We start from the raw sequence: 10890 nt of genomic DNA on the forward strand, positions 1-10890 counted from the left end.
TGCAGTAGGGCACCCTCGCAGCATGCCCATTGTCGAAGTAAGAGGTCTCTACAAACGGTACGGAGACCGGACCGCCGTCGACGGCGTGAGTTTCGATGTGCGAGAAGGGGAGATCTTCGGGATCCTCGGCTCGAACGGGGCAGGTAAGACCACGACGGCCGAATGTGTCTCCGGGCTGCGGAGACCCGACGAGGGCACCGTCCGCGTCGCGGGACTCGACCCGATCGCCGATCGTGTCGCCCTCACGGAATTACTCGGCGCACAGCTACAGCAGAGTGAACTGCAACCGAAAATGACGGTGCGCGAAGCACTCGAGCTCTACGCGTCCTTCTATCCACACCCGGTGGACGGGATCGCACTCGCCGAACGACTCGGCCTGGGCCACGCGCTGGGCACCCGCTTCGCGAAGCTCTCGGGTGGTCAGCAACAACGGCTGTTCATCGCGCTCGCCCTGATCGGGGCGCCCCGCGTCGTGGTGCTGGACGAACTCACCACGGGCCTGGACCCACGCGGACGCCGCGAGACGTGGGAGCTGATCGAGGAGATCCGCGCCTCGGGGGTGACGGTGCTGCTGGTCACCCATTTCATGGAAGAGGCACAGCGGTTGTGCGACCGGGTCGCGATCTTCGATTCCGGCAGGATCGAAGCGCTGGGCACACCCACCGAACTCATCGATCGGACCTCGACCGCGGTCGTCGTGTCGTTCCGCCCGTCCGCTTCGCTCGATCCGGAGGCGCTCAGCGCTCTGCCGGGCGTGCTGGCGGTGCGGCGCGACCACGATCGGCTTGTCGTCGAAGGCAACGACGAGTCGGTCGAGGCCGTGCTCGCACTTCTCGCCCGCGAGGGGATCTCGCCTCGACGGCTCCGCATCACCGAAGCCACACTCGACGACGCTTTCCTCGACATCACCGCATCGGAGAAACTGACATGACGATCGGGACGAACCCCACCGCCGCGGTGGTACGCACCGAAGCCCGCCTGTTCACCCGCGAGCCCGGAGCACTGTTCTGGATCCTTGTGTTTCCCGTGGTGCTGCTGACCATCCTCGGGCTCATTCCCGCCTTCCGGGAGGCCGATCCGGGACTCGGGGGTCGCCGGGTGATCGATCTGTACGTCCCGATCGCGGTGCTGCTGTCGATGATCGTCGCCGGTATCCAGACCATGCCGGCGGTGCTGTCGACTTATCGCGAACGCGGAATCCTGCGGAGGCTCTCGGTGACCCCCGCCCGGCCACAGGCACTGCTCCTGGCGCAGATCCTGATCCATGCGGTAGCCGTGGCCGCATCGATCGTGCTGGCCCTGCTCGTCGGCCGCGCAGTGTTCGGGGTGGCGTTTCCGGAGCAACCGTGGGGTTACGCGCTGGCGGTGCTGCTCACACTCGCCGCGGCGCTGAGCATAGGCGCTGCGATTGCAGCCGTGTCGGCGAGCGCGCGGATCGCACAGACGGTGGGCACGATCGTCTTCTTTCCGATGATGTTCTGCGCCGGCGTGTGGCTGCCCGTCCAGACGATGCCCGATCTGTTGCAGCGGATCGTGGGTGTGACACCGTTCGGTGCCGCATCCGAGATCCTCGACCAGGCTGCCCGGGGGGAATGGCCGAGTGCCGGTGGGATGGCGGTGGTGGCGTTGTGGGCCGTGGCGCTCACTGTTGTGGCGGTCCGCTGGTTCCGGTGGGAGTGATCCTGCTGCGGGACTGCCCGTCGAATCCGCTAAGTCCGTTGGCAACTGCGGGGAGACCCGTCATGCTTGAACGCGTGACGACAGCGCACCCGTCCGACGAGCCGTGGGACCGCTTCTACATGTGGGGGCCATCGACGCTGCTGGTCGTTGCCGCCATCGTGTCCGCAGCCACGGCGACGCTGGTGATGACTCCCGCCGAATACGTCCCGGCATCGGCGTCGGCCGTTGCGGCGGTGTGCTGGGAAGGGTGGTGGTTGCGGTACGGAGGTGCCGCCGGCCCCACGGCGCGAGCGGTCTACTTCACGGTGCGGACCGCAGTGGCCTTCGCTCTGAGCTGGTTCAATCCGTTCTTCGCGTTCTACGCCTGTATGGGTTACTTCGACGCGCATCGAATGCTCCCCGAGCGGTGGGCCCGCGCCGGGATATTCGCGACTGCGCTGAGCCTGGCGGGCTCGCAGTCCGGGGGTCTGCCTCCGAAAAGCCCCATGATGTGGGTCGGGTTCGGCGCGCTGTTCGTCATCAACGCCTCGATCGCGACCGTGATGTTCCGTATGGGCGAACGCGACCAAGTGCTGGCAGAGGAACGGATCGATTCGATCGCAGAACTCGAACGAACGAATCGGCTTTTGGCTCAGGCGCTTTCGGAGAACAAGGCGTTGCACGCGCAGCTCGTGCTCCGCGCGCGTGAAGCAGGGATCGACGATGAGCGCCGCCGCCTCGCCGCAGAGATCCACGACACTCTGGCGCAGGACCTCACCGGCATCGTCACCCAATTGCAGGCTTCCCAGGACGCGGTCGATCCCGTCGTGGCGAGGCGGCATGTGGATCGGGCCCAGGCGCTCGCGCGGCGCAGCCTGGGAGGGGCACGTCGCTCCGTGCAGAACCTGGTGCCGCAGGCACTCGAACAGTCGTCTCTCGGCGATGCTCTGGCGCAGGTGGTCGCGACATGGTCCGCGGAGTTCGGAGTCCGCGCCGAATTCACCGTCACGGGCACGGTCGTGCCGTTGCACGACGAACTCGGTGCAACGCTCCTCCGGATCACCCAGGAGGCACTGACCAACGTGGGCAAGCACGCCGCTGCCGAGCGCGTCGGGGTGACGGTGTCGTACATGGACGACGAGGTGAGCGTGGACGTGCGCGACGACGGGTGCGGTTTCGATGCCGCAGCCGACCCGGCCGGCGGATTCGGCTTGCGAGGCATGCAGTCCCGGGCGGCACGGATGGGCGGTACCGTGAACATCGAAACCGAACCGGGTGGGGGGACTGCGGTTTCGGTTCGGGTGCCACTCGAGCGGGAGGAAGCGGCGTCGTGAGTACCGGGTCGGTCACCGTGCTGATCGTCGACGACCATCCCGTCGTCCGCGACGGCCTGCGCGGAATGTTCGCCGCCTCTCCGGAATTCGCGGTGGTGGGGGAGGCCTCGTCCGGGCCCGAGGCGGTGGCGGAGACCATCGGCCTCGATCCGGACGTGGTGCTGATGGACCTGAGGATGCCGCGCGGCGGAGGCGTCGCGGCAATCGCCGAACTCGCCGAGCGGCGCGTCCGCAGCCGCGTGCTCGTTCTCACGACCTACGACACGGACGCCGACGTCTTCCCCGCGCTCGAAGCCGGCGCGACCGGGTACCTGCTCAAGGACGCGCCCCGGGACGAGTTGTTCGCCGCTGTCCGTGCGGTCGCAGAGGGGCGAACCGTCCTTCCGTCGGCCGTCGCGACGCGTCTGCTGTCGCGCATGCGGGGCCCGCGGACGGGAACCTCGCGGACGCTGAGCACCCGGGAGCGAGAGGTCCTGGGGCTCGTCGCGAAGGGAACCTCGAACCGGGTCATCGCGCAGAAACTGTTCATCAGTGAGGCGACGGTCAAGACCCATCTGACCCACATCTTCGGGAAGCTCGAGGTGGCGGATCGCGCGGCGGCCGTGGCGACCGCCTACGACCGGGGCATTCTGGGCTGAAGTCTCTACTTCCTCCCGGGGGCGATACCGAACAGGAGTGCATCGATGCCGCCGACGAAGGCAGCGTCGTTGTCGAGAGGTTCGGAGGCGCCGCCACCGGCCGCTGCGAACAGCGCGGCGAGATGCGGATAGTCCCCGTGGGCGAGCATCGCTGCGAGATGCTCGGCACCGCCGCCTGCGTCGGAGACGGTGGCGCCGGCCCCTTCCTGGGTGGCGAAGTTGGTGACCCATCCCGAGATCAGGGCTACGCCCATCATGGTGGAGGTGGTGTCGAGGCTCGAGGGCGCGAGGGCTCCGACGAGTTGATCGAGGTATCGCACGGCGTTCGGCCCGAGTTGGGTCTGCTGAACCCGACTCATCCACGGGTGCCGTAGGTAAAGGGCGCGGGACTGCTCGGCGACGGCGAGTACGTCGGTGCGCACGTCGCCCGTCAGGGGAGCGAAGTCGTACTCGGCCGCTACCCGGTCGGCGATCAGTGCGAGCAGATCGTCTTTGCCCGACACGTAGCGGTAGAGCGCCGCCGCGGAGGTCCCGAGGGTGTCGGCGACTCGGCGCATCGAGAGTGCGGGCAATCCTTCGGCATCGACGAGTCGGATGCAGGCGTCGGCGATCTCGTCGAGCGTGTGCGCGCGCCTGGGCCCCGGCCGGGGTTCGTCGGACTGCAGCCACAGTGAGGTCGGCATGTGCACAGCATGCCCCAGCTTCCTGGTTGCGAACAACGTTCGCAGATGTATGCTCGAACTGCGAACGGTGTTCACAATTGACAGGGGGCGGACGTGGATGTCATCGAAACCGAAGGCCTGACCCGGCGCTACGGCAAGCGCACCGTCGTCGACGGAGTGGACCTCCACGTGCCCGACGGCACCGTGCACGCTCTGCTCGGTCCGAACGGATCGGGCAAGACCACCACGGTGCGCATGCTGGCAACGTTGCTGCGTCCGACCGCCGGTCATGCTCGCATCCTCGGACACGACACCGTGAGCGACGCTCACCTGGTACGCAGTCGCATCGGACTTGTCGGGCAGTTCCACGCCGTGGACCCTCGGCTCACCGGCGCCGAAAACCTGATGATGTTTGCCCGGCTCAACGGATTCCGTGCTCGAGATGCGCGTCGGCACGCCCTCGACCTACTCGAGCGCTTCGACCTCGCCGACGCGGCCGACCAGGCGGTTCGGGAATATTCGGGCGGTATGCGCCGTCGCCTCGACGTCCTCGCGGGTACGGTGGTGCGGCCCGCAGTGCTTTTCCTGGACGAGCCTTCCACCGGTCTGGATCCGCACAGCCGCAACGAAATCTACAGGCACGTACTCGATTACGTCGCCCAGGGCACAGCCGTCCTGCTGACCACTCAATACCTGGACGAAGCCGAGCGGCTCGCCGACACGATCACGATTCTCGACGGCGGCCGCACCGTTGCCACCGGGACGCCGTCGGAGATCGCCTCTGCCGTCGGCACCGGCCTCGACGTGGCGATTGCGCCCGAGGACCGGGATCGCGTAGTGAGTGTTCTCGCACGGTTCGGTGCGAAACAGGTGGGATCAGCTGCAATACAAGACAATTCGGTGAAGCTGTCGTTCGGGCTCGACCACGATCCGGCCCTGCTGCCGATTCTGCGTGCCCTGGACGCGGAAGGAATCGACGTGCACGACATCGGCCGGCGCCGCGCGAGTCTAGACGAGGCGTTTCTCGCGCTCACCGGTCATCCCACCGAGAGGACTCCGGCATGACCACCGACATCCACCCCGAGCCGACACCGTCCGTGGGTGCGGCCGCAGCCGCCCGTGTGGTGTTCGAGCGCACCATCGCGATGTACCGGCATGCTCCGGGCCTGCTCGCGGTCACCCTCGCCGCTCCCCTGGGAATGGTGTTGCTGTTCGGGTTCGTCTTCGGTGGGGCGCTGGCCGGGGACGCCGATCCGTCGGTATATCGCTCGTATCTGATGCCGGGCGTGTTCGTCCTCGTCGCCGCGATGGGTCTGACCTCGACCGCATCGACTGCCAACGCCGACCTGCACAGTGGTCTGACCGACCGGTTCCGCGCTCTGCCCATTTCCCGGGCTGCGGTCCCGACGGGACTCGCGCTCGCAGAGACGGTCACAGGTGTCGTCGCCCTCGCCGCCATGATGGGTATCGGCTACCTCGTCGGCTGGCGCATGGACGCGCCCATCGCCGACATCGTGCTCGCGCTGGTGCTCCTGTGTGCGTTCCGGCACGCGCTGAGTTGGCTGGGGATCCTCCTCGGTGTCGCGATTAGCGACGAGCGGATGCTGCAGCAGACGGCACCGATGATCTTCGGGCTGATCATGTTCTCCAATGTCTTCACACCGACCGAGGCGATGCCGTCGGTCGTGCGGACGATCGCGGAGTGGAATCCGGTGAGCGTGGTGGTGGCGGCATCGCGCGAGTTGTTCGGGTCCGGTGGTGTGGCCGGAGTCGACGCGGCCTGGCCGCTGCGACACCCTGTCGCGGCGGCCTTCGGATGGATTGCGCTGCTCCTCTTCGTGGCGGTTCCGGTCGCGGTGCGGCAGTACGGCGCGCGGCGGTGAGCGGACGAAAGAGACCCTACCGGTGGGTAACCAGACCATCGGCAGACAGTCGAATCGGGCAGGACTACCCTCTATGACCGTGACCTCACACTATGACGTCGTTGTCCTCGGAGCCGGTCCCGGTGGGTACGTCGCTGCTATCCGCGCGGCACAGCTGGGATTGAGCACCGCCATCATCGAGCAGAAGTACTGGGGCGGTGTGTGCCTGAACGTGGGCTGCATTCCCTCCAAGGCGCTTCTCCGAAATGCCGAGTTGGCGCATCTTTTCAACAAAGAGGCGAAGACCTTCGGCATCTCCGGAGATGTGTCCTTCGACTTCGGTGCCGCCCACGACCGCAGCCGCAAGGTGGCCGACGGTCGCGTCAAGGGCGTGCACTTCCTCATGAAGAAGAACAAGATCACCGAGTACGACGGTCTGGGCTCGTTCGTCGACGCCAAGACCATCGAAGTTGCGCTCTCCAAGGGCGGAACCGAACAGGTGACCTTCGACAACGTCATCATCGCGACCGGTTCGGTCACCAAATTGCTGCCGGGGACGGAGCTCAGCGCAAACGTCGTCACGTACGAGGAGCAGATCCTCACCCGTGACCTCCCGGGCTCGATCGTCATCGTCGGTGCGGGTGCCATCGGCATGGAGTTCGGATACGTCCTGAAGAACTACGGTGTCGACGTCACCATCGTCGAGTTCCTCGACCGCGCGCTGCCCAACGAGGACGCCGACGTCTCCAAGGAGATCGCGAAGGCGTACAAGAAGCTCGGCATCACGATCAAGACCGGCGCAGCCGTCCAGAAGATCTCCGACAACGGCACGAACGTCACCGTCGAGATCAAGGACAACAAGTCCGGCAACGTCGAGACCATGACCGTCGACAAGGTCCTGCAGTCGGTGGGATTCGCGCCGCGCATCGAGGGCTACGGCCTCGAGAAGACCGGTGTCGAGTTGACCGATCGCGGTGCGATCGCAATCGACGAGCGGATGCGCACCAACGTGGAGGGTATCTACGCGGTCGGTGACGTCACCGCGAAGCTTCAGCTCGCGCACGTCGCCGAGGCACAGGGTGTCGTGGCGGCCGAGACCATCGGCGGTGCCGAGACCCTCGAGCTCGGCGACTACCGCATGATGCCGCGCGCAACGTTCTGCCAGCCTCAGGTCGCGTCCTTCGGGCTGACCGAGCAGCAGGCGAAGGACGAGGGGTACGACATCAAGGTCGCGACCTTCCCGTTCACCGCGAACGGCAAGGCCCACGGTCTGGGCGACCCCACCGGCTTCGTCAAGCTCATCGCCGACAAGACCCACGGCGAGCTGATCGGCGGCCACCTCATCGGCCCCGACGTCTCCGAGCTGCTCCCCGAGCTGACCCTTGCCCAGAAGTGGGATCTGACGGTCAACGAATTGGCGCGCAACGTCCACACCCACCCGACGCTCAGCGAGGCACTGCAGGAGGCCATCCACGGTCTCGCCGGCCACATGATCAACTTCTGACCTTCGGAAAACCTTCCGTGCGGGCGGACCCCCGTTCGGATGTACCGGCTCAGCCCGGGGCGACTCGACCGTCGTCCCGGGCTGACGTCGTTCCGGTACCGCTGAGGAGGTGAGGTCCGCCGGATCCCGGTGGACGGAGAACCCCACGGAACCCGGACGTCCGCCGGGGATATCCTGCGAGACTCGGATGCACGTGCCAGGGTGCTGCAGATGCGCTCGAAATTCACGAAGAACGAGAAGAACGTAGTTGCGATCGAGGGCATCCCGAGAAAGAAGGCGGCATGACGAAATCGGACGGCAAGGACGGCAAACTCACCGTCATCGAGGGCGTCGCGACGCTCAACGCACAGAGCGGGGACACCCCGCGGATCGAGAAGCTGGCCGCCGGGACCGGCGCAACGGTGATCCGTATCAGCTTCAGCGCGGGACAGACGATGGCCGACCATCAGGCGATGTTCCCGATTCTGGTGCAGACCGTGGTCGGTGACGTCTCCTTCTCGACCGAGGAGCGCACCGTTTCCCTGGTCCCCGGCACCGTCGTGCACCTCGACGCGGGGATTGTGCATCGTCTCGAGGCCGAGATGGACTCGGTGGTGATGTTGACGATCCTGAGGTGAAGGACGTGGCGGAGCCGTCCGGTTCGTCGTTTACCGGCGATGTTGCGCGTTAAGGTTGCGAGATGGCGGAACGCGGAGCTCGGCCTCATGTACATCCGGTTCGCAAATGGCTTCTGCACGCCGTGCGGCGACTGTTCACGCCGCTCGAGCCGGACCACTATCTCGAGATGATCAACCCGCTGTGGTCCACCCGCGAGCTGCGCGGACGGGTGGACCGGGTGGTCCCGGAGTGCGAGGACACGGCGTCGATCCTGATCCGGCCGGCCTACGAATGGCCCGGCCACAAACCGGGCCAGTACGTGCGCCTCGGGGTCATCATCGACGGCGTCTACCACTGGCGCGCATATTCGCTGACGTCCGATCCCGATCCCCGCGACGGCCTCATCCGCGTGACCCCGAAACTCGTAGAAGGCGGGGTCGTCTCGCCCTATCTCGTGCGAAAGATCGCACCGGGCGACATCGTGCGACTCGGCGAGGTCGAAGGCGTCTTCACGCTGCCCGATCCGGTTCCTGCCCGGCTGCTCTTCGTCAGCGCGGGCAGCGGGATCACACCCATCATGAGCATGCTGCGCAGCCTGGACCACCGCGAACTGGTCGACGACGTCGTGGTGGTGCATTCTGCTTCCACCCCTCAACAGGTCGTGTTCTCTTCGGAACTGCGCGACCTCTCCGACCGCCATCCGGGCATGAAGGTGGAAGTGTGGATCAGCGGCGAGAAGGGGCACATCACGCCCGCGGATCTGGACGAGATCTGCCCGGACTGGCGCGAACGGGAAACCTTCGCGTCCGGGCCGCGCGAACTGCTCGACGTTCTCGAAGAGCACTGGAACGAACACGGCGACCCCGAGCGATTCAACCTCGAACGTTTCCAGCCCGTAATCGGGGGGAATGCGGGAAGCGGCGAGGGCGGCACCATCCACTTCCTCGACAGCGAACAGGACGTCGAGTGCGACGGGGGAACCCCGATCCTGGTCGCGGGCGAGAACGCCGGCCTGAAGCTGCCGTACGGCTGCCGTATCGGCATCTGCCACACCTGTGTGGGGACGTTGCGTTCCGGACAGCTCCGGGATCTGCGGACCGACGAGGTGAGCGAACCCACCGGGGCTTCGGTGCGTACCTGCATCCACACCGCGGAGGGTGACATCGAAATAGAGCTGTGAGCGGCGAGCGCTGCGCAGCTCCCGACGAATGGGGCACGTATGACGAACACCGAAGAGACGAGCGCACCCGCGTCTCCGGACGTGGAAAGCCCGCTCGCTCATCTGAGCGCAGAGACACTCGATCGTCTGGCCGAAGAATTCGACGCGATCCACGACGAGGTGTACGCCAGCCTCGGCGACAAGGACCGCAAGTACATCAAATCCGTCATCGCAGCGCAGCGGCAACTCGTCGTGGCCGGTCGCGTGATCCTGTTCGCGTCCTCGTCGAAGCCCGCATGGGTGGCCGGGACGGCGTGCCTCGGGATGGCGAAGATCCTCGAAAACATGGAAATCGGCCACAACGTCATGCACGGCCAGTGGGACTGGATGAACGACCCCGACATCCACTCCTCCGTGTGGGACTGGGACACCGCGTCCACGGCCGAAGCCTGGAAGCATTCGCACAACTACATCCACCACACGTACACCAACATTCGTGGACTGGACAAGGATCTCGGATACGAGATCATGCGGATCGATCCGAAACAGCGGTGGCATCCGGTCTACCTCGCCCAGCCTTTCTACAACGCCCTGCTCACCGTGCTGTTCGAATGGGGCGTCGCCCTGCACGATCTGGACCTCGAATCGCTCTGGGCGGGCGAGAAGTCACCCACGCAGGTCCTCGAAGAACTCAAGGGCATCGCCGGAAAAGCGAAAGCCCAGTTCGTGAAGGACTACGTGGGGTGGCCGCTCGTCAGCGCCGCGGTATTCGGTCTGGCTCAGGTGGCGATGCGCGGGAAGCTGCCGCAGCCCAAGACATCTCGGGTTGCCGGTTTGCTGCGCCGATCCGGGAGGTGGGGTGCGGGCGCCGACCTCGCCGACCGCTGGCTGCCCGGCGTGGAAAAGACGTTCCTCTCGACCCTGCTCGCGGATGTCACCGCCAACATCATCCGCAACGTGTGGGCCCACGCCATCATCTTCTGCGGGCACTTCCCGGACCAGACCTACACGTTCAGCAAGAGGGAAGTGGAGAACGAGACGCGCGGCGGCTGGTACGTCCGTCAGCTCGTGGGTTCTGCCAACATCGAGGGAAGCCCGCTGTTCCACATCATCAGCGGCAACCTCGGCTACCAGGTGGAACACCACCTGTTCCCCGACATGCCGAGCACCCGGTACTCCGAGGTGGCACCCAAGATCAAGGACATCTGCGAGCGCTACGACCTGCCGTACAACACCGGGCGGTTCGGGCAGCAGTGGTGGATGGTGCACCGCACCATCGCACGTCTCGCGTTCCCCGGCGGTAAGGAACGTCCCAAGCCCGGCCCCTACCGCAGTTCCGCCGATCCGACGGGAGAGGTCGCACCGAGCGAGGCGGCCCGTTTCCGCAGTAGGATGCCGTCGGATCACCCCGCCGCAGGCCCGGAGCACGAGGGCGGCGGTGTCGCCGTCGATCCGCCGCCCCGCTGACTCGTCAG

11 protein-coding genes are annotated in these 10890 nt (G+C 66.1%); 10 read left to right on the plus strand and 1 reads right to left on the minus strand.

The features are described 5' to 3' along the window. Positions 1-22: 22 nt before the first annotated feature. The 4 genes from RDCOP1_RS18830 (at position 23) to RDCOP1_RS21630 (ending at position 3631) form a co-directional block, all read left to right on the plus strand. Entirely contained in the window at positions 23-931 is a 909-nt protein-coding gene (locus RDCOP1_RS18830) for an ABC transporter ATP-binding protein (protein WP_072704065.1), read from the plus strand. Beyond that, complete coding sequence (locus RDCOP1_RS18835) at positions 928-1680, plus strand: ABC transporter permease (protein WP_072704068.1); 753 nt, start codon at positions 928-930, stop codon at positions 1678-1680. The genes RDCOP1_RS18830 and RDCOP1_RS18835 overlap by 4 nt, the downstream gene beginning before the upstream one ends. A 74-nt stretch (positions 1681-1754) precedes the next feature. Continuing rightward, positions 1755-2993, plus strand: a complete 1239-nt coding sequence (locus tag RDCOP1_RS21625; protein ID WP_231922900.1) for a sensor histidine kinase — start codon at positions 1755-1757, stop codon at positions 2991-2993. Continuing rightward, a complete protein-coding gene (locus RDCOP1_RS21630) occupies positions 2990-3631 on the plus strand; it encodes a response regulator (protein ID WP_072704074.1) in 642 nt (213 codons plus the stop codon). The genes RDCOP1_RS21625 and RDCOP1_RS21630 overlap by 4 nt, the downstream gene beginning before the upstream one ends. 5 nt (positions 3632-3636) lie before the next feature. On the opposite strand, the gene RDCOP1_RS18850 is transcribed toward RDCOP1_RS21630, so the two are convergent. Continuing rightward, entirely contained in the window at positions 3637-4314 is a 678-nt protein-coding gene (locus RDCOP1_RS18850; RefSeq protein ID WP_072704635.1) for a TetR/AcrR family transcriptional regulator, read from the minus strand. Between the two features lie 93 nt (positions 4315-4407). Here RDCOP1_RS18850 and RDCOP1_RS18855 point away from each other — a divergent pair, with 93 nt between their 5' ends. The 6 genes from RDCOP1_RS18855 (at position 4408) to RDCOP1_RS18880 (ending at position 10882) form a co-directional block, all read left to right on the plus strand. Further along, on the plus strand, positions 4408-5358 hold the full coding sequence (locus tag RDCOP1_RS18855) for an ABC transporter ATP-binding protein (protein ID WP_072704077.1): 951 nt from the start codon (positions 4408-4410) through the stop codon (positions 5356-5358). Next, positions 5355-6176, plus strand: a complete 822-nt coding sequence (locus RDCOP1_RS18860) for an ABC transporter permease (RefSeq protein WP_072704080.1) — start codon at positions 5355-5357, stop codon at positions 6174-6176. Before RDCOP1_RS18855 ends, RDCOP1_RS18860 begins: the two co-directional genes overlap by 4 nt. A 79-nt stretch (positions 6177-6255) precedes the next feature. Continuing rightward, the gene (lpdA, locus tag RDCOP1_RS18865; protein WP_072704638.1) at positions 6256-7659 is read left to right on the plus strand and encodes a dihydrolipoyl dehydrogenase; all 1404 of its coding nucleotides are present in this window, start codon (positions 6256-6258) and stop codon (positions 7657-7659) included. Between the two features lie 281 nt (positions 7660-7940). After that, complete coding sequence (locus RDCOP1_RS18870; protein ID WP_072704083.1) at positions 7941-8276, plus strand: cupin domain-containing protein; 336 nt, start codon at positions 7941-7943, stop codon at positions 8274-8276. Positions 8277-8338: 62 nt separating this feature from the next. After that, on the plus strand, positions 8339-9436 hold the full coding sequence (locus tag RDCOP1_RS18875) for a ferredoxin reductase (protein WP_072704086.1): 1098 nt from the start codon (positions 8339-8341) through the stop codon (positions 9434-9436). A gap of 39 nt (positions 9437-9475) precedes the next feature. After that, entirely contained in the window at positions 9476-10882 is a 1407-nt protein-coding gene (locus RDCOP1_RS18880; protein ID WP_072704089.1) for a fatty acid desaturase family protein, read from the plus strand. The last annotated feature ends 8 nt before the right edge of the window (positions 10883-10890 follow it).

The organism is Rhodococcus coprophilus NBRC 100603 (assembly GCF_001895045.1).
GTDB lineage: Bacteria > Actinomycetota > Actinomycetes > Mycobacteriales > Mycobacteriaceae > Rhodococcus > Rhodococcus coprophilus.